This is a genomic window from Mucilaginibacter aquariorum (assembly GCF_024498135.1).
Taxonomy (GTDB): domain Bacteria; phylum Bacteroidota; class Bacteroidia; order Sphingobacteriales; family Sphingobacteriaceae; genus Mucilaginibacter; species Mucilaginibacter aquariorum.
Map to the genome: position 1 here is coordinate 58,750 of NZ_JANHOH010000007.1, position 20,162 is coordinate 78,911.

The 20,162-nt window shown below is 43.0% G+C and carries 17 protein-coding genes; 9 read left to right on the forward strand and 8 right to left on the reverse strand.

Going from position 1 to position 20,162, the window contains the following annotated elements:
* Positions 1–138 precede the first annotated feature (138 nt).
* The gene (locus NPE20_RS20210) at positions 139–987 is read right to left on the reverse strand and encodes a tetratricopeptide repeat protein (protein WP_256540516.1); all 849 of its coding nucleotides are present in this window, start codon (positions 985–987) and stop codon (positions 139–141) included.
* A 5-nt stretch (positions 988–992) separates the two neighbouring features.
* On the reverse strand, positions 993–1,295 hold the full coding sequence (locus tag NPE20_RS20215) for an HU family DNA-binding protein (protein WP_256540517.1): 303 nt from the start codon (positions 1,293–1,295) through the stop codon (positions 993–995).
* A gap of 174 nt (positions 1,296–1,469) precedes the next feature.
* Here NPE20_RS20215 and mutY point away from each other — a divergent pair, with 174 nt between their 5' ends.
* Positions 1,470–2,513 (forward strand): A/G-specific adenine glycosylase, encoded by a 1,044-nt coding sequence (gene mutY, locus NPE20_RS20220; RefSeq protein WP_256540518.1) that lies wholly within the window; start codon positions 1,470–1,472, stop codon positions 2,511–2,513.
* A 23-nt stretch (positions 2,514–2,536) separates the two neighbouring features.
* The gene (locus NPE20_RS20225; RefSeq protein ID WP_256540519.1) at positions 2,537–2,962 is read left to right on the forward strand and encodes a single-stranded DNA-binding protein; all 426 of its coding nucleotides are present in this window, start codon (positions 2,537–2,539) and stop codon (positions 2,960–2,962) included.
* Positions 2,963–3,064: 102 nt separating this feature from the next.
* Here the strand turns inward: NPE20_RS20225 and NPE20_RS20230 are convergent, their stop codons facing one another.
* Entirely contained in the window at positions 3,065–5,290 is a 2,226-nt protein-coding gene (locus NPE20_RS20230; RefSeq protein WP_256540520.1) for a S9 family peptidase, read from the reverse strand.
* A gap of 103 nt (positions 5,291–5,393) precedes the next feature.
* Between NPE20_RS20230 and NPE20_RS20235 the strand changes: the two genes are divergently transcribed.
* Positions 5,394–6,929, forward strand: coding sequence for a serine hydrolase (locus NPE20_RS20235; RefSeq protein ID WP_256540521.1), 1,536 nt, complete (start codon positions 5,394–5,396; stop codon positions 6,927–6,929).
* Positions 6,930–7,213: 284 nt separating this feature from the next.
* On the opposite strand, the gene NPE20_RS20240 is transcribed toward NPE20_RS20235, so the two are convergent.
* Entirely contained in the window at positions 7,214–7,528 is a 315-nt protein-coding gene (locus NPE20_RS20240) for a low molecular weight protein tyrosine phosphatase family protein (protein WP_256540522.1), read from the reverse strand.
* 3 nt (positions 7,529–7,531) lie between these two features.
* Positions 7,532–8,839, reverse strand: coding sequence for an amidohydrolase (locus tag NPE20_RS20245; RefSeq protein ID WP_256540523.1), 1,308 nt, complete (start codon positions 8,837–8,839; stop codon positions 7,532–7,534).
* Between the two features lie 141 nt (positions 8,840–8,980).
* On the opposite strand from NPE20_RS20245, the gene NPE20_RS20250 reads away from it, so the two are divergent.
* The 3 genes from NPE20_RS20250 to NPE20_RS20260 are packed head-to-tail and all read left to right on the forward strand — an operon-like array spanning position 8,981 to position 12,650.
* Positions 8,981–10,471, forward strand: coding sequence for a sensor histidine kinase (locus NPE20_RS20250; protein ID WP_256540524.1), 1,491 nt, complete (start codon positions 8,981–8,983; stop codon positions 10,469–10,471).
* Complete coding sequence (locus tag NPE20_RS20255; RefSeq protein WP_256540525.1) at positions 10,468–11,967, forward strand: TlpA family protein disulfide reductase; 1,500 nt, start codon at positions 10,468–10,470, stop codon at positions 11,965–11,967. Before NPE20_RS20250 ends, NPE20_RS20255 begins: the two co-directional genes overlap by 4 nt.
* Positions 11,964–12,650: a LytR/AlgR family response regulator transcription factor gene (locus NPE20_RS20260; protein WP_256540526.1), complete on the forward strand. Its 687-nt coding sequence runs from the start codon at positions 11,964–11,966 to the stop codon at positions 12,648–12,650. Before NPE20_RS20255 ends, NPE20_RS20260 begins: the two co-directional genes overlap by 4 nt.
* Before the next feature lie 56 nt (positions 12,651–12,706).
* Here the strand turns inward: NPE20_RS20260 and NPE20_RS20265 are convergent, their stop codons facing one another.
* From NPE20_RS20265 to aspS, 3 genes are read right to left on the reverse strand one after another with little or no spacing between them, the layout of a single operon-like run.
* A complete protein-coding gene (locus NPE20_RS20265; RefSeq protein WP_256540527.1) occupies positions 12,707–13,204 on the reverse strand; it encodes an FKBP-type peptidyl-prolyl cis-trans isomerase in 498 nt (165 codons plus the stop codon).
* A 34-nt stretch (positions 13,205–13,238) separates the two neighbouring features.
* Positions 13,239–13,706, reverse strand: a complete 468-nt coding sequence (locus tag NPE20_RS20270; protein WP_256540528.1) for an FKBP-type peptidyl-prolyl cis-trans isomerase — start codon at positions 13,704–13,706, stop codon at positions 13,239–13,241.
* A gap of 21 nt (positions 13,707–13,727) precedes the next feature.
* On the reverse strand, positions 13,728–15,482 hold the full coding sequence (gene aspS, locus NPE20_RS20275; protein ID WP_256540529.1) for an aspartate--tRNA ligase: 1,755 nt from the start codon (positions 15,480–15,482) through the stop codon (positions 13,728–13,730).
* Between the two features lie 432 nt (positions 15,483–15,914).
* Here aspS and NPE20_RS20280 point away from each other — a divergent pair, with 432 nt between their 5' ends.
* Genes NPE20_RS20280 through NPE20_RS20290 form a run of 3 tightly spaced genes read left to right on the forward strand, consistent with a single transcriptional unit; the run spans position 15,915 to position 20,122 of the window.
* A complete protein-coding gene (locus NPE20_RS20280) occupies positions 15,915–18,380 on the forward strand; it encodes a TonB-dependent receptor (RefSeq protein ID WP_256540530.1) in 2,466 nt (821 codons plus the stop codon).
* A gap of 9 nt (positions 18,381–18,389) precedes the next feature.
* Positions 18,390–19,031 carry a nicotinamide riboside transporter PnuC gene (gene pnuC, locus NPE20_RS20285; RefSeq protein ID WP_256540531.1) on the forward strand — a complete coding sequence of 214 codons (642 nt, stop codon included), beginning with the start codon at positions 18,390–18,392 and terminating at the stop codon, positions 19,029–19,031.
* Positions 19,028–20,122: an acyl-CoA dehydrogenase family protein gene (locus tag NPE20_RS20290; protein WP_256540532.1), complete on the forward strand. Its 1,095-nt coding sequence runs from the start codon at positions 19,028–19,030 to the stop codon at positions 20,120–20,122. The genes pnuC and NPE20_RS20290 overlap by 4 nt, the downstream gene beginning before the upstream one ends.
* Positions 20,123–20,162 lie beyond the last annotated feature (40 nt).

Here is a 20,162-nt window from a genome sequence, read left to right on the forward strand (position 1 = left end):
CGGGGTAATAAACTACTTAAGTAGCTTATTTTTTCTTATGTCTGTTTTTTCTTAAACGTTTTTTACGTTTGTGGGTAGCCATTTTATGTCTCTTACGTTTTTTACCGCTTGGCATAGTAATAATTTTTAAATGTTAGTTTATTTTTTTAATTCCTTTATATACTCATCTATGCGCTGTCCGGCAGCCGGATCGCCCATTAATTCTTTGCATTTTTCATAAGCTGCAATCGCTTCTTGTTTTTGGCCCAGTTGTTTATAGCTTTCGGCTAAATAAAAATAGGGCTCAATTTCTTCCTTTTGCGCAATCATGGTTTTAAACCTGTCAACCGCTTTTGCGTACTGCCCGCTTTTCATGGCAAACATGCCTAAATTAAGCAGTGCATCGTGGTTCTTTGGGTCTTGCTTTACCACATCAAGCAAAAGTGTAATACCTTGCATTGGCATAGCGCCACCGTTTACATAAGCAACGCCTAAACCTGTTTTAGCCTCAAGGCTGTTGGGTTGTAGTTTGGTAGCATGGTCAAACGCTTCCACAGCGTTGGCAACATACGTACCCTGTGCAGATGTATCCTGCGATAACTTATAAGCAGCATTAAAATTTTTACCTGCGTTTAGCCAATCTGCCATTTCATTGCTTTTGTGGGCAATATCAAAATAGTAGAAAGCTGCAGGTGCCGGTTGGGTAACGCTATCCCATGCTTTGGCTAATTGCCTTTGCAGGGTAAGTTTATCTGCCTCGCCGGCTGTTTTAAGTTTACTTTCAAGCGCGCTTATTTCAGTTGCAATAGAAGCATCAATATTGGGTTTAGCCAGTGCTGATACCGAAGCCGCATTTATATTAGCGTTTGCTTTTACCGCCGGGGCCATTGCCGCGGCACCGCCGCGTGTTGCTTCCTTTGGTTTAACCAAACCCTTAACGGGTAAAGAATACAAATAGCCCATAATAGCAATTACTGCTACGCTAACAACTATTTGATTCCTCTTCATACTAATTATTTTGCTGCTTTAGTGGTTTTGTTACCAGAGCGTACTTTCTCAACAAAAGTTTTAGCTGGTTTAAAGCTTGGCACAAAGTGCTCAGGGATAATAATAGCAGTGTTTTTTGAGATGTTACGGGCTGTCTTTTTAGCTCTTTTTTTAACAACAAAGCTGCCGAAACCTCTTACATATACGTTTTCGCCGCCAACCATTGAGCTTTTAACTACCTTAAAAAACGCCTCAACAGTTTCCTGCACGTCCACTTTTTCAATTCCTGTTTTAGATGAGATTTCAGCTATTATTTCTGCCTTGGTCATATCCTGTTTTCTTTTATTTAAATGTATAAATACTTAACTGTTTTGGGGTTGCAAAAGTATCGCTTTATAATTAAAGAATAAAATAAATAGCAGATTTTTTTTCGAAGAGGCCTAAATGAGCAATTTTCGTTACAAATTATGATACAGAGATGATAAGGTGTTAATTTGCATTCAATGGATTTTTCTGCAGAATTGATAAGCTGGTATGATGATAATAAGCGCGATCTGCCATGGCGTAATACTACCGATGCGTATATAATATGGTTGTCTGAAATTATACTGCAGCAAACCCGGGTTGAGCAAGGCATGCCCTATTTTTATCGCTTTTTAGAAAAGTATCCAACGGTAACTGCCTTTGCAGCAGCGCATGAGGACGAAATACTAAGGTTATGGCAAGGCCTGGGTTATTATTCACGCGGCCGTAATATGTTGAAAACAGCTCAACTGGTTCAGGAAAAATATAACGGTGTATTCCCCACCAGGTATGATGAATTAATTAAGCTTAAAGGGATTGGCGAATATACAGCTGCTGCCATATCGTCCTTCGCGGCTAACGAGGTACGAGCGGTGGTTGACGGGAATGTTTATCGTGTGTTGGCCAGGTATTTTGGGGTAGATGAGCCTATAAATTCGCCAAAAGGAAAAAAAATGTTCCAAAAAATTGCCGATGATGTGCTTGATAAAGCCCGCCCGGCAATGCACAATCAGGCCGTGATGGAGTTTGGGGCGATGCTTTGCAAGCCTAAAAATCCCGCTTGCGGTATTTGCCCGGTACGCTTAGACTGCACTGCTTTTAAAACAAATGCGACGACATATTTACCCGTAAAAACGAACAAGGTTAAAGTAAGAGAAAGATTTTTTAACTATATGTTAATATCCGATGGCGAAAAGATATTAATGAACAAACGCGATGAAAGTGATATTTGGGCGAATATGTACGATCTGCCATTGATTGAAACAACCGAATTAATAGAGCCGGCCGAATTATTAAAACTTCCGCAGATGCATATTTTTGGTCAAAATATTGTGTTAAAAGAAAATTCAGCTATAATTAAGCATGTATTAACCCATCAAAATTTGTATATTAGGTTTTTGATATTAAAAGATTTCCCTGAAAAGTTGCAGGGCAATTGGTTTTACACGGATGTTACTAATTTGAAAAATTTAGCGCTTCCACAACGAATTTTTATATTTATAAAATATTTTTTTAATTTCTAAATAATTCTCCGTTAATTTATGGCATGTCTGGAATTAATAAAGTGATACTTGTTGGGCATTTAGGTAAAGATCCCGAAGTACGACATTTAGAGGGTGGTGTAGCTGTTGCAAGCTTTCCTTTGGCAACATCTGAAACGTTTAATAAGGATGGCCGTAAGGTTGAACAAACCGAATGGCATAACATTGTTATGTGGCGTGGTCTTGCAGATGTAGCAGCTAAGTTTTTGCAAAAAGGCAAACTTGTTTATATTGAAGGTAAACTGCGCACCCGCTCTTTTGAAGATAAAGAAGGGGTTAAAAAATATACAACCGAAGTTGTTGCAGAAAACTTTACTATGCTGGGCCGCAAAACTGATTTTGAGAACGACGGCAATCATCGCCCGGCTATAGCAAAAACCACTGATACCGAGGGCTATCGTAATAACGATGCCGACGATCTTCCCTTTTAACCAATTATAAACTTATTTAATATAAAGAAGCCCCGCATCATCTGCGGGGCTTTCTTTTTAGCCTCACCCAACCCTCTCCAAAGGAGAGGGCTTTGCGGAGGGTTATCTTGCTCCCGGAGGGCAATGCTCTCTTAAATAGTTTGTATACAGGGTGCGTAAATGGATCCCTGTGCCAGGCCCTTCAGATATGCTGTGGGTACGGTTAGGGTATAACATCAGCTGAAATTGCTTGTTGTTTTTAACCAGTTCGTTTATCAACAGCTCCGCATTTTGGTAATGCACATTATCATCGCCGGTGCCATGTATGTATAGTAAGTTACCTTTTAGGTTTTTAGCATAGGTAACAGGTGATCCTTTTAAGAATGCTGCCTTGCCTGCTTCATCAACAGGCACACCGGTGTAACGTTCCTGGTAAATATTATCATAAGTTAACTGGTTGCCCACTGCTGCAATAGCAATACCGGTTTTAAAAATTTCGGGGTATTGGAACATCAGGTTTAAGGTTGATGATCCGCCGCCACTCCATCCCCATACCGCTACACGTGAGGTATCCAGATAAGCGCGTTCTTTTAACAATTGTTTGGTGCCCATAGCCAGATCGCGAATGTTAAGCGTGCCAATACCTTTATAGATAGATTTACGCCATTCGCGGCCTTTAGGAACAGGTGTACCACGGTTATCAATCGACATGTAGATGTAGCCATCCTGGGCCATATTGCCGGTGTACATAAAGTTATCGCTGCTGCCGTTCTCGTCCTTTACGTTCTGGCCCCATGGTTCGCCATATACATATAAAACAACAGGATATTTCTTAGCCGGATCAAAGTTATCCGGTTTCACCATCCAGCCGTCCATCTCTACGCCTTCCTCGGTTTTTACTTTAAAGAACTCAACATTCGATTTTGCCTTTAAACCAGCTGATGCGGTTAGCGCTTTGGCCACTTTTTCGTCGCCGCTAAAGGTTTTATGGTCTGGCAGGGAAACTACTTCGTTAATACGTTCGGTATAATAGTTAGAGAAGGTATGTGTAGCAGCCTTCCCATTTGGTGATACATCGTATTCATGCGTGCCCACCTGGTTGGCCGGCGAAAGGCGCTCGGCCTTGCCGCTGCCATCTAATTTTGTACGGTATAAATACTTTTGCGTAGCATTATCCGGCGAAGCCGAAAAGTAAACGTACCCCGATTTTTCATCTATAGCGTTTATCTGCATCACATCGTAATTGCCTTTGGTAACCAACTTTTCTTTTTTACCATCGTGGCTTATGCGGTATAAATGGCGCCATCCGTCTTTTTCGCTTGCCCATAAAAAATCGGCGCCGTTTTTAAACCAGTCCCAGCCACCATAATAATAGTGCTCTTCCCACTCAGGTAAAATATCTACCCATGCAGCATCTTTTTCCTGATAAATGGTTGATGATTTACCACTGGCAACATTACAAAGCATCACCTCTGTTTGGTTTTGCGCCCTGTTCAGGTGCTGAATGATCAGTTCGGTATTATTTGCAGCCCACTCCATTCGCGTCACATACGATTGTAAAACAGGGTCGGTTGGGATATCCATCCATTTGGTAGTGCCGCCCGCCGCACTTATCACGCCTATTTTAAAAGGAGATGGCGCCTCGCCTGCAACGGGGTACTCAACCGGTTTTACATAAGGGTAAATTGAATCGGTTGTGTTGAGCATTAAATAGTTTTTGGTATTGCTGGCATCTATCTGCCAGTAAGCTATCTGTTTGCTATCCGGGCTCCAGCGGAAACCATCGCGACAGAAAAATTCTTCCTCGTACACCCAGTCAAATGTGCCATTTATAAGCTTTGTAGTACCATCGGTAGTTAATTGTTTAACGCTGCCGTCTGCTAAAGTTTCTACATAAATATTATGCCCGCTTACATAGCCCACCTTGCTTGCATCCGGCGAGAACTTGCCAAACATTAATGACGATGCAGGCAGGTTAGCGCCCAATTTGGTTAATTTTTTAGCTGTAAAATCGTACACCCAGTAATCGCCGCGGGTTGGGTAACGCCATACTTTTTTAGCGTTCGTATAAAGCAAAACCTTCTGCCCGTCATCCGACAGGTAAAAATTACGCACCGTTATGGGTTGTTTTCCTTGCGGGGTAAGCATCTCCTTACTTAGCAAAACTGTTTTTTTAGCGGCATCGCGAGCATCAAGCACAACAATTTCGCCGCTTTGTACTTTGTAGTATTGGTACCCGTCTTTTGCCCAATGTGTAGATGGTATTTGAGCCATAACGGCGTTTTGTGCCAGAGTTAAAAGCAAAAACGCAATGGCGAATAGCCCTGTCCGATAGTATTTAATGTTCATGAAAATTGTTTTTTTTAGGATTGTTCCTGATTTTATTAAATAAATAACGCTGATGTAAATTTTGCGTTAAATTAGCATTTTAAAGCCCTTGATATAATATCCTATGAAAAAATTACACTTGCTACTTGTATGCCTTATTGCCGCTGTAACTGTAAACGCCCAAACCGTAGATAGAAGCAAGTTTATAAGGGATAGTCTGGATATTTATATAAACAAGGCGCTTACTAACTGGCGCATTCCCGGTGCTGCGGTTTGTATAGTAAAGGATGGCAAAATTGTGCTGATGAAAGGTTATGGTATTAAAGAGCTTGGCCTGCCAAACAAGGTAGATGTAAATACCTTATTCATGATAGGTAGTAACACCAAAGCCTTTACTGCTACCGCATTAGCCATGCTGCAGGCCGAAAAGAAACTGTCGTTAGATGAAAAAGTAACTAAATATATCCCCGAATTTAAGCTGGAAAACAAAGCCGCGGGCGAGATGGCCATTGTGAAAGATCTGCTGAGTCACCGCCTGGGTTTCCGCACCTTTCAGGGCGATTTTACCTTTTATAATACTAACCTAAGCCGCCACGATGTAATAGAAAAGCTGGGTAAAATGAAGGCTACCTATCCTTTCCGTACCACATGGGGGTACACTAATTCGGCATTTTTAACGGCGGGCGAGATTATCCCGAGGGTTACCGGTAAACCATGGGAGGTGTATTTAAAAGAAAGCATTTTTGCCCCGCTGGGGATGACTAACACGCTGGCGTTAACAGCCGAAATGCCGAAAGCGCTGAACCGTACCGTGCCGCACACCTTGGTTGACGGTAGGTTGACCGCCATACCTTATTGCAATATAGACGGATTGGCGCCTGCGGGCAGCATCAGCTCATCTGTTAGCGATATGAGTAAATGGGTAATGGCTTTGCTGGATAATGGCAAGGTGGGCAATAAACAGGTAATACCGGCGGCGGCAATTGCAGCGACGCGCCAACCGCAGGATGTAGTGGGCAACGTTAACCATTTAAATGGCGATACAGGTTTCCAGCTTTATGGCCTGGGTTGGTTTATACAGGACTATGATGGCCGCCGTTTGGTAATGCACGATGGCGGGGTTAATGGTTATGTATCATCGGTAACACTGGTGCCGAAAGAAAACTTAGGTATTATCATCCTCACCAATACAGACCAGAACGCCCTTTACGAAGCGCTGCGCTGGGACATAATCGACGCATTCTTTAAAAACAAAAACTATCATTATAACGATACCTACCTGGCCTACAATAAAACCAGCACCGCAAATGAGCTGGCAGCTGATAAAAAGCTGCGCGATAGTACCCTGCTAAATATTAAGCCGGAGCTATCGACAAGTAAGTACACCGGTAAATATGTGAACGACCTTTACGGCAGCCTGGATATTACGCAAGGCGAAGTAGGGAATGACCTGGAGATCCGTTTTGAGCATCACCCTAAAATGTTTGCCCGTTTACAACCACTTGGAGGTAACCGCTTCTACGTAACATTTTCTGACCCGGTTTATGGCAAGGCAATATTCCCATTTACGGTTAAGGATGGCAAAGTAACGGGCATAAGGGTTAAGGTAGCCGATTTTGTAGAATATAATGCCTACGATTTTAGGAAGGTGGATAAGTAAACACATGTCATGGTGAGCCTGTCGAACCATTAGTAGGGTGGCGAATCTTCGACAAGCTCAGATTGACACATCGTATTCTTGCGCTCGTCTGCGACGAGTGCTTAATATGGTTCAGCATCTCCAGATGCGATACAGAATGGCGATGCAATCGCCCAAACACCTTAAGCGCTCGTAGCAGACGAGCGCAAGATAAATAAACACATGTCACGGTGAGCCTGTCGAACCATTAGTAAAGCAGCTAAGTCTTCGACAGGCTCAGACTGACATACCGCCTTCAATTGATTCTACAACCAATCCGCCAGCCCGGCTTTTAATATCTCCACTAATTCCGGGTCGTTAAACTGGTAATCATCTTCAATATTTAAAACCAGGAGCTGTTTGTGGCGAGCATCAAAATGCTCTTTAATGATATCCCGGTGTTTATATTCCATCACAAAAACAACATCGGCCCAATCAATTAACTTTTGATTGAGTTTGATACGGGCTTTGTCGCTTGTACCGGCAGAACGGGCATTATGCAACTGATGCCCTTTAAATAATAGCTCGGCCGTTGGGCTACGCCATTGGTTTTTACTGCAGATGAAAAGTAGGTTGGGCATTTATTACTTCCCTTTCCCCGCCATATAATCTAACGTTAAATTACAAAGGGCTTTAACACCCAGGGTAAACCCGCTTTCGTCAATAAAAAAATCGGGCGTATGATGCGATGGGGCTGTTATACTGTTGCCGCCTTTGGGCATACCGCCTAAAAAGAAGAATATGCCCGGTACCTTTTGCTGATAAAAACTAAAATCCTCGGCACCGGTTACAGGTGGGCGAAGCAATACATTTTCTTTACCTGCGGTAGCTTCTAATGTAGGCAGCATTTTGGCGGTAAGGGCTATATCATTAAAGGTAACAGGATATTTATTGCTATAGGGGATCTGTACCTCGGCTGTCGCGCCATAGGCTTCGGCAGTTTTGGTGGCGATTCGTTTTACGTTTTCGGTGATCGTTTTCTCGTCAGCATCGGTAAAGTACCGTACGGTACCCTGCATTTTAACACTCTCGGGGATGATATTGAAGCGCGAGCCTCCATTTATTAAACCGATGGTTACCACGGCGGGGTTTTCGGTAACATTTATATTGCGGCTAACAATGCTTGGCAAGCTACTGATGATCTGTGCCGAAACTACAATAGGGTCGATACTGCTCCATGGGTAAGCGCCATGTGCCGAGCGCCCTTTTACAATGATCTGAAGATCTTTCACCCCTGCCATTGTACCGCCCGGGCGGTAAACTATTTTACCCGCTTCGGTCTGCGAGTTTATGTGTAAGCCAAATATAACATCAACCTTTGGGTTCTCCATTACACCCTGTTTCACCATCTCTTCGGCACCACCCTTTTCGCCTACCGGCGCACCCTCTTCTGCCGGCTGAAAAATGAATTTTACAGTACCCCGCAGGTCTTTTTTCATAGATGATAGTATCTCGGCCACTCCCATTAATATGGCCATGTGCGAATCGTGCCCGCAGGCATGCATTACGCCAACCTCCTGCCCGTTATACTGGGCCTTTACTTTTGAAGCGAATGGTAGATTAACCCGCTCGGTAACAGGCAAGCCATCCATATCGGCACGTAGTGCAACAACAGGGCCCGGCAAACCGCCTTTTAAAATGCCAACAACGCCGGTAGTGGCAATGCCGGTTTGTACCTCTATACCTAACGACTGCAGATGCTTGGCAATAATACCAGATGTGCGTACCTCGCGGTTCCCCAGTTCCGGGTGTTCATGAAAATCGCGCCGCCAGGCAATTATTTTGCTTTCCAGGGCATCGGCTTTTGTGCTTATTGTTTTTCTTAAGGGTGTGTTTTGCGCGCTTACTGTTAGCGAAAAAAACAGGACCGCAGGGATGAGTATTTTTTTCATGATCAAAGGGCTTAGGCCTGCTAAATATAAGTATTTATACCCAAAATCATTGTCCGTCACATTTTACAATGCCTTCGTCACATTTATTTTATACCTGCTGTAGTTTGGCTTAAGCTTGTATCATAATTATCAAAACCTATCATGAAATATAGCAAAATAGAGCTTTGGGTATCAACCGTGTTTTTTATACTGATCCTGTTCTCCAAAATTTATTACGGGTTAAACGATTATGGTTACACCATTACACGCAGCCATTTAAGTACTGATACTATTTTTAACCAACTGCTACCGCGCCTGTTTTTTATTATAGTTACTTACTGCGGGTTCCTGGTGTTAAATTTTTATGTTTTGCCTAAACTATGGTGGCGCAAAATGTACCCGGCTGCTATAGGTGCAACATTAGGTGTGTTAATAGGAATGGGCCTTTGCTTTATGGTAATACAAAGCTACCAAAGCAGTTGGATATATGATCAGTACCCTAAAGGGCAAGCTGCGAACATGGCGTTTTTTAGTCGCGGTTTTAGTACGGCAACCTTGTTTTTTTTGATATACGGAGTATACTTATTGATACGGGAAGGTATCATTTATCAGTTTAGTATTTATAAAGCAAAGCAAAACCTGTCCTCTCGCATTTTAAGGGAAATTATATTGGTAGTTTCAGCGTGGCTTGCCTTGTTGTTTCCTGTGTTGGTCATTAATGGTCCTTTTTTAACCGGAATAGGTCCGTTTTACCTGGTGGTTTTGCCTTTTTGCTTCTGTATCTATTTTATCAATTTATACTGGTTGATCCCGCTTTATAAAAAAGGTGTTTTCCCACAGATGGGTACCTATCTATTGGGGTTAATTACGGTAGCCGTAATGCTGGGTATGTTAGAGATAGCCATGCTTATGCAGTTTGCGCCAGGCCTGTCTTTGTTAGGTCACATTGTTATTTATTGGCTGCCGCCATTAGCTTTAACAGTTGGTTTATCGTGGGCGGTATACCTCACCAATGCCAAAACGTATCAACAACTATCTACTTTAAAAACAGCTTTGGGCGCTTCGGATGCCAACCTGCAGTTTTTGCGCTCGCAGATAAACCCGCATTTTTTGTTTAATGTACTAAACACTCTTTACGGAACAGCTCTTACAGAAAAGGCCGAAAAAACAGGAGAGGGCATCCAGAAATTAGGGGATATGATGCGCTTTATGCTGCACGAAAACAACCAGGATATTATACCCCTATCGCGCGAGATGGAATACCTTCACAACTATATCGATCTGCAAAACCTGCGCGTTGCCCTATCGGATAATATCGAAATAAAAACAGACATCACAGATAAATACAATACGGTAAACATTGCACCCATGCTGCTTATCCCTTTCATAGAGAATGCCTATAAGCATGGGTTGAGCTTTAAACAAAGATCATGGATAAATATCAGCTTGCAGTTAACGGATGGTGTTTTACAACTGGATGTTTACAACAGCCTGCATCAGGCGAAAGAGAACGACCCCGAAAAGGAACGATCGGGCATTGGGCTGGAGAATGTAAAACAGCGCCTGCAACTCCTTTATCCCCATAAGCATGAGCTTGTTATCCGTCAAAATGCAAACGAATTTTTTATCCACCTAACCCTGCAATTATCATGAAAAAACTAATTATACTCGTGCTTATCATCGGCACGACAACTAACATTTTTGCCCAGTTTAAACTAAGCGGCAAAGTAAATAATACTACCCGGGCCGACACGCTTTACTTGAATATCCCCTTTATTTATGGCTACTATCATGATAATGACATAGCTATACCTGTTGACGCGCAGGGGAATTTTAATAAAACCATTAACGTACCGCAGCAAAAATTTGCTACTATAAACTTTGAGGGCAAAACATCAACCTTGCTGCTTACTCCCGGCAAGTCACTTCATATAACCCTAAACCCCGCGGATACCAGCATTACCAACTTTAAAGGTTCGGCTGCAGAAGAGAACATGTTGTTGTATGGCGTGAGCTTAAATGCGATCCCGTTTTTCGCAAAAGATAATAAAACCAACCCGTATGAAAAGCTTACGAATACCGAACTGCAGGAGCAAATAATAAAGCCGTGGGCTGCTATGCGCGATAACAACATAGGGTTAATACGGTCGTCCGGCTTATCTATAAACGATAAAAAACTGATAATTCAGGAGATAAAGGCAAATTACATTACCCAGCTAAACTTTTTTGCACGTGCATATATGAAGGGCGAGAGAAGCCAAATCTTTAGTTTTATAGAGAGCTTTTATAAAGATGTACTACTGAATCCCGAAATACTGCCTGCAGGGCAACAGTATTATTTTTTTGCCGATAGCTACATTGGTTATTACGAAATTATGGCGTTTAAAGATCTGCCTGCCGAGAAAGTTAAAGACCCGTCAACTTTTCTGAAGTATTACAACATTACCATTGATAGCGGTAATAGGGTAGCAAAGCTAAAAGGCAAATCATTCATCAACTGGATATTGGTTAAAAACAATTACCCGAGGGATATAGCCGAGAGCTGGCTAGCACAAAATATTTTCACAAAATGCAGTAGCAAGGACTTAGCCTACGCCAAACCTTTAATGGAGGAGTTGAAAACACATTATCCGCAGAGTAAATATATTCCTTACCTATCCGCCAAGATGGAAACGCTGGAGGTTTTACTTGCCGAAAACAGGGCCAACAAGGATATTATTATTGCCGATGGTTACGAAAAAATGACGTCCATTTACGAGATTATTAATAAGCTAAAAGGCAAGGTTGTTTATTTAGATATTTGGGGCACATGGTGTGGCCCCTGCAAAGAAGAACTGCGCTATAACCCGCAACTAAAACAATATTTTAAAGGTAAAGATGTAGCTTTTGTTTACCTTGACATGGATGATGACATGAAAGACAGCCAATGGCGCGATTTTATAAAAGTGAACGGAATGACGGGGTTACACCTACGCAAAAGCAATAAAGATATTCAACAGTTTTGGACCGAGCTGATGCCAAAAGACAATGCCACAAGGTATTACCCTATGTATTTCATTTTTGATAAAGAAGGGAAACTGGTACAGGCCAACACCAAACGGCCAAGTGATAAAGCCGGGTTATATAAAGTGATAGAACAATATTTATGATAACAGCCATTGCCATTGATGATGAACCTTTAGCCCTCGAGGTTGTACGATCACACGCGGATAAGGTGCCTTTCCTGCATCTTACTGCTTGTTTTACGGATGCTTTTAAAGCCATTGAATATTTAGCGAAAAATCCCGTAGAGCTGCTTTTTCTGGATATTAAAATGCCCGATATATCGGGCTTGGAATTAATGGAAAGCCTTCAGCAAAGGCCAATGGTTATTTTCACTACGGCCTATGCCGAGCATGCAGTGCAAAGTTATGAGCTAAACGCTATTGACTACCTGCTTAAGCCATTTGCATTTACACGGTTTTTAAAAGCGTGTCACAAAGCGAATGATCTACTGCAAGCAAAAGGCAATAATCAGCCGGAAACTAACGGGAGTATATTTATAAAAGCCGGGTATGAGCAGGTTAAAATTAATTTTACAGATATACTTTACCTGGAAAGCGGCGGCAATTATATGAGCTTTATTTTAGCCGATGGCCGCAAAATATTATCAAGGCTGACCATTAATGATACGCTTGCACTGCTGCCAAAACAACAATTTGAAAGAGTGCACAGGTCATACATTGTAAATAAGGATAAGATTGACAGGATAGAGCGCCACCAGGTGCATATAGGTACCCAAACTATTCCTGTGGGCAGTGCATTCAATAAAACACCGTTTACAGGGTTATAGCAAATAAAAAAGCGCTTTAGTTTAGTAAAGCGCTTTTTAAAATATTGTATCGGATATTATATTGCTGGGATTACCGGAGTTACGTCCTTAACCGTAATAGTAAATATAATAACAGAGTTTGGGGCAATAGGCCCGTTACCAAATGGACCGTAAGCTAATGCAGAAGGTATGATCAATAATATTTTTCCGCCCCCTTTAATCTTTGGAACGCCAATTTTCCAGCCTGTAATTATATTGGTGGATGCAGAGAGTGCTGTAGTATAATTTTCATTAGCATCAAACTGGGCGCCCTGTAAAGTGGTGCCTACATAACTTACTTTTACTGTTGAGGCATTGGTTATAACTGAACCTGTGCCTTCAGTTATAACCTGGTAATATAAACCCGACGAATCTTTGGTAGCTGTAATATTGCTATGCGCGGCTAAATAACTTTTTATAGCGGCATCGTCAAGTTTGGCTTGTGCAACCGGATCAAAGGGAGGAGGCGTCTCGGTTTTCGAACATGAACTAAGGCCTAAAGCGACCATGCTTAAAATAAATAAGTACTTTTTCATAATTAGTTATTGATGTTTAAAATTAAGATGTTTATTACTGAATACTCAATATGTCAATGGTAAATACTAATACCGAGTTTGCCGGAACTTTAGCGCTTGGGGATGTATTGCCATATGCCAAACCAGAAGGAATGATAAGCAATAAACGACCGTTAACTTTACCATGAAGCAAGCCGGTTTTCCAGCCTTTAATAATGCCACCTTGTAAGTTAGCTGCCAACCCGGTACCGGCATCAAACTGGGTACCATCTAACAATTTGCCAACGTAGTTTACTGTAACAGTACTTGTAGCTGTAGGATTTGCACCAGTACCTTCGGTTATAACCTGGTAATAAACGCCACTCGCATCTTTAGTAGCATCAATGCTGGGGTTAGCGGCCAAATAAGCCTGTATCGCTGTCTCATCTTTTGCAGCCTGTGCGTTAGCATCAAATTTGCTATCCTTTTTGCATGAGGCAAAAACCGCCAGGAACAAGCTTAGTAGTAGAAAATGTTTCTTCATATTTTTATAATACGTATAAAATTACGCTGGTGATACAGTTGTTTTAATTTTTAGTTCATTTAGTTGCGCATCAGCTATAGTTGATGGCGAATCTATCATTACATCACGGCCCGAATTGTTTTTTGGGAACGCGATAACATCACGGATAGAGTCTAATCCGGCGAAGATGGAGGTCAACCTGTCGAACCCGAAAGCGATACCACCATGCGGAGGCGCGCCATATTCAAAGGCGTCCATTAAAAAGCCAAATTGTTTTTGCGCTTCTTCCGGCGAAAAGCCCAGGTGTTTAAACATTAACGATTGCAAAGCACGGTCGTGGATACGGATAGAGCCACCGCCAATTTCGGTGCCGTTTATAACAAGGTCATAAGCGTTTGCACGAACATTTTTAGGATCGGTATCTAACAGGGCGATATCCTCTGGTTTAGGCGAGGTGAACGGATGGTGCATCGCGTGGTAGCGCTCGGTTTCTTCATCCCACTCCAACAGCGGGAAATCCAACACCCAAAGCGGCGCGAATTTATTTTTATCGCGTAAGCCTAAACGGCCGCCAACCTCTAAACGCAGCTCGTTTAATTGCTTGCGTACTTTATCAGTTTCGCCGGCTAATATTAAAATTAAATCGCCTTTTTCTGTTGAAAAAGCTGCGCTCCATTTAGCCAGTTCTTCTTCGTTATAAAATTTATCAACTGATGATTTTATCGTGCCGTCTTCGTTATGGCGGGCATAGATAAGGCCGGTAGCGCCAATTTGCGGGCGTTTCATCCACTCGGTTAGTTCATCAATTTGCTTGCGGGTATAATTGGCACAGCCTTTAGCGTTAATACCAACAACAAGTTCGGCATTATCAAAAATGCTGAAGCCTTTACCTTTTACCACATCGTTCAATTCAACAAACTGCATCCCAAAACGGGTATCAGGTTTATCAGAACCATATAAACGCATGGCGTCAGCATATTGCATGCGCGGGAAATCGCCAAGTTCCAAACCCTTAACGGTGCTGAACAGGTGACGGGTTAGCCCTTCAAAAATATTTAGGATATCTTCCTGGGTAATGAACGACATTTCGCAGTCAATCTGCGTAAACTCCGGTTGCCTGTCGGCACGCAGGTCCTCATCCCTAAAGCATTTTACTATCTGGAAGTAACGGTCGAAACCGCTAACCATCAGCAATTGCTTAAAAGTCTGTGGCGATTGCGGCAGGGCGTAAAACTCGCCCGGGTTCATGCGGCTTGGCACCACAAAATCGCGCGCGCCTTCCGGGGTTGATTTGATCAGTACCGGGGTTTCTACCTCAATAAAGTCAAGCCCGTCTAAATATTTACGGATCTCCTGGGCCATTTTGTGGCGCAGAACAAGGTTATTGCGTATTGGGTTACGGCGCAGGTCAAGGTAGCGGTATTTAGCGCGTAGCTCTTCGCCGCCATCTGTTTCATCCTCGATAAGGAACGGTGGAATCTTGGACGCGTTTAATATTTCCAGTTCGGTAACGGCAATTTCAATTTCGCCGGTTGGGATCTTGGTGTTTTTATTAGAACGCTCCAGCACCTTTCCAGTTACCTTAATAACAAACTCACGGCCCAGTTGCTTTCCGGCTTCGCGCAGGTCGGCATCTGTATCGGTATTTAAAACCAGTTGTGTTAAACCATAACGGTCGCGCACATCTATAAAAGTTGTACCACCCAAATCGCGCGATTTTTGAACCCATCCGCAAAGGGTTACCGTTTCACCTAAATTGCTGATATTTAATTGTCCGCAGGTATGTGTTCTAAGCATAATTCCTTCTTTTAAAAGTCAGCAAAAGTAATGTTTTTTGAGATATGAGGTGTGAGATGTGAGTATTGAGATAGAAGAAAGTTTGCAAATTTGATAACTATTGACGCTCACAGCAGTATTTCTCATATCTAAAGTCTCACATCTCATATCTATTTTCCTATATTTGCCCCATAATTCTCAAGGGGTGCCTTGCTTTGAGCAATCAAACTGAAAGACAGGCTGAGATCAAACCCATTGTTTTTTGAAAAGTTAAAAGTCAAATTAATAAGTCGAAAAGTGTGCACGCTTTAGATTTTATGAGAGGCTTCCAACTTTAAAAAGAACATGCACCTGATCCGGGTAATGCCGGCGTAGGGAGAGGTAACAAGTTAAGTGTACTGCCATTATACCCTGGTGAGCAGATGGTTTAACTAATTTATTGTTTAACAAAAATTGAAAAATTTATTCACGGCGCTTATCGCCCTGCTGCTGCCTGTTTTGGCATCGGCTCAATTTTCCATCAGCGGAAAAATCACGAATCAGGCCGGCGAAGCATTGCCCGGCGCAACCGTAAGCATTACCAGCCCGGCTATTAATACACAAACAGATGTAAGAGGCAGCTACCAAATTGCCGGCCTTCCCGGTGGTACTTACACGGTTAAAGTCAGTTATATAGGCTACCAGGTAACCACCCAAACCATTACTTTAAAAGGCAACCATACGCTTAACATAGCACTTACAAACGCCACGTTCAGCGCCGAAGAAGTTACGGTAACCGCCACCCGCGCGGGCAAAAACTCGCCAACGGCATTTACCAACTTAAGCAAGAAAGACCTGCAAAAAAACAATTTTGGGCAGGATATGCCTTATTTGTTAAACCAAACCCCATCGGTAGTGGTAAGTTCTGATGCCGGGGCGGGTGTTGGCTATACGGGTATCCGGATCCGTGGCAGCGATGGCACAAGGGTGAATGTTACCGTTAATGGCATCCCTTTGAACGATGCCGAAAGTCAGGGCTCGTTCTTCATCAACCTGCCCGATCTGGCATCGTCTGTTAATAATATACAGGTGCAGCGCGGCGTGGGTACATCAACAAACGGCGCAGGCGCTTTTGGTGGTAGTATCAACATACAAACCGCTACCCGCCGCGATACCGGTTTTGCAGAGATCAACACAACCGCGGGCTCCTACAATACCATTAAAAATACGGTAAGTATGGGTACCGGTTTATTGGGAGGGCATTTTAGTGTGGATGGCCGCCTGTCGAGGATTAAATCTGACGGGTATATTGACCGCGCATCATCCGACCTGAAATCGTTTTTTGTGAGTGGTGCTTATTATGGTAAAAGCAGCACCTTAAGACTTAATGTTTTTTCGGGTATCGAACGTACCTACCAGGCTTGGAACGGTGTTCCTGATACTGTGATCAACAATAACAGTATCCCTAATAACCGTACCTATAACGAATTGGGTTTAATGCCCGACGGCTCTTATTACAAAGACCAGGTGGATAATTATCAGCAAAACCATTACCAGTTATTGTATGATCAAAAACTGTCTGATAAATTATCATTTAGCGGGGCCCTGCATTATACCAAAGGTTTTGGCTATTATGAAGAGTTTAAGAAGGATGCTGCGGTAGCAAACTATGGCTTAACCCCCGTGGTTGTTGGCGATTCTACCATTACCAACACCAACCTGGCCCGCCGCCTTTGGTTAAATAACGATTTTTATGGCGTAACCTATGCCTTAAAATATCAGCCCAAAAGCAATCTTAACCTTACTTTAGGCGGTGCCTACAACCGCTATACCGGTGCACACTACGGTAACATAATTTACACTCAGCAGGATGCGGGCATCCCACCTAATTATGAGTACTATCGTGATGATGCCGAAAAGAGCGACTTTAACATATTTGGCCGCGGCGAATATAAATTAGGTGATGTAACCCTGTTTGCCGATCTGCAATACCGCCGTATTTATTATTCGTTCCTTGGGTTCGACAGGAACCTGAATAACGTGCAGCAAAATGCTACGCTTAACTTTTTTAATCCTAAAGCGGGTATAACTTACGAGCTGGATGAGCACAATAACATTTATGCATCATTCGCGGTAGGTAATCACGAACCTAACCGCGACGATTACACCAACTCTACCCCGGTCAGCAGGCCTAAGCCCGAAAACTTGAAAGATTTTGAAGCCGGCTACCGCACCAGCGGAGATGTATTTAAAGGCGGTATCAATCTGTTTTATATGTTATATAAAAACCAGTTGATATTAACAGGCGCTTTAAACGATGTAGGCTCGGCAACACGTATGAACGTTGATAACAGCTACAGGGCCGGTATCGAATTTGACGGGCGGGTTAAAATAACAAACCAGTTAAGCTGGGCAGCCAATGCTACTATCAGCACCAATAAAATTAAGGACCTGAACCGGTCATTAGCCAGCTACGATCCTGATTTCAATCCGTTGCCACCAGTAGTGCAATCTTTTAAAAAGACCAACATCGCGTTTTCGCCATCATTAATAGCCGGAAGTGAGATCGCTTACTCGCCTGTAAAAAATGGGAGTATTGCATTTATCAGCAAATACGTGAGCAAACAGTATCTGGATAATACAAGCAACATTAACCCAACTGGTATTACAACCTCGCCGGATGTGGCTGATAACCCATACGCGGTTAACAGGTATTTGAAAGCATATTTTGTAAATGATGTAAGGCTGAGCTACAATTTCAGCACAAAAGCCATCAAGAATATTGGCATAGGGTTACTGGTTAATAATGTTTTCAGCAAAAAATATGAGGCAAACGGAGCTACCTATCCGGAGGTGGATGGCGGGACGCTGGTAAACTACAATTACTATTTCCCGCAGGCAACGCGCAATTTCCTGGCATCGCTTAATTTAAGCTTTTAACCGATAGCTATGCAAAATTGGATAGACCTGTTCATAGAGCAGGTAAAAGCTACCACATGGCTGGAGTGGACGGCCGTACTGTTGGGCGTAACGGAAGTATTGCTTGCCAAGGCTAACAAGGTGTGGCTATACCCAACAGGTATAGCCGGCACCTTAATTTCTATATATCTGCTGCTTAATGTTGCCCTTTATGCCGAATGCCTGCTGAGCTGCTATTATGTAGTAATGAGCTTTTATGGCTGGTATCATTGGGTAAAAAAACGGAACGAGCCACCTGTAAAGGTATCATACGCCAACCGGCAGGAATGGATAGTTACACTGCTGATCGTTTTTGCAGGCTGGGGCATACTGTACCTGTTGCTTATCAATTTCACACAATCAACCGTGCCGGTTTGGGATTCGTGGGTGTCATCAACCGCATGGGCGGGTATGTGGCTTTTGGCCCGGCGCAAAATAGAGAACTGGGTATTGCTTAATGTAAGCAACCTGTTTGCTGTACCCCTGTTATTCCATAAAAACCTGGCGTTGTTTGCCTTGCTTACGGCGTTTTTGTTTGTGGTGGCCATTTTTGGTTACCTGGACTGGCGAAAGATCATTAAAGAAGAACGGTTAAAAGAAGAACAATTATTACTTAATGTGGAGGTAGCATGAAAAAAACAGATCATCCATCATTAATAATGCAGCCCCAGTGGGTTGAAATTATACGCGATAACGCGGCCGAAGCAGAGCAATTAGGCAAACTGAATGAGGCGCAACTGGCATTGGTTTATGAGCAGCAATGGTTTAACCTGGTATCGCCTGCCGAATACGGCGGCTTACAAACGCCATTGCCTCAACTGGTAAAAATAGAAGAAGCTTTAAGCTGGGCTGATGGCAGCCTGGGCTGGGTAGTTACCTTGTGCTGTGGTGCCGGCTGGTTTGGCGGGTTCCTTGATCCCGAAATCGCGAAGCAAATTTATAAAGACCCCAAGGTTTGTTTGGCAGGCAGCGGCGCGCCTACGGGTACGGCAACAATTTCCGGCGATGGCTATATGATAACTGGTAGCTGGAAATACGCCAGCGGTGTGCACCATGCTACCTATATTACGGTTAACTGTAATATAATGAATGGCGATGCACCTGTTTTAAATGCAGACGGTACACAACTAATATTACCATTTGTATTGGACAGGAAAGATGTAGCGCTTGTATCCGGCTGGAAATATATAGGCATGATAGCAACAGGCAGCGATGCCTATAAGGTTGAAAATTTATATGTTGATAGTAACCGCTGCTTTAAAATTGACCCGGCGGCAGCTGTAATTGATGCGCAATTATACACTTACCCATTTTTTCAACTGGCCGAAGCTACGCTGGCCGCGAATATATCAGGCCTGGCGGTGCATTTTACTGATCTGTGCGTAGCAGCCTTTGCAAATAAGGCAACCAATATACGGCGGGTTAACCAGGCAAATGTTTTGGTGATGGAAGAAGCGCTGGAATCGGCAACAGCATTATTAAACCAGGCCCGCGCAAGCTTTTTTGAAGCGGTTGAAGCTTCATGGAACGAACCCATGAACGAAGTATTATTGAAAGCAGTTAGCCATACCAGCAGGGTATTAGCCAAAATAGCACGCGAATGTGTGGATGAATTGTACCCCTATTGCGGTTTGATGGCGGCATCGCCGGATACCGAGATCAATAGGGTTTGGAGGGACCTGCATACCGCGAGTCAGCATGCTTTGCTTACTTTTATAGAATAGTTTTACCTTGCTTTATAATTAAAAGTAACACAAATATCAC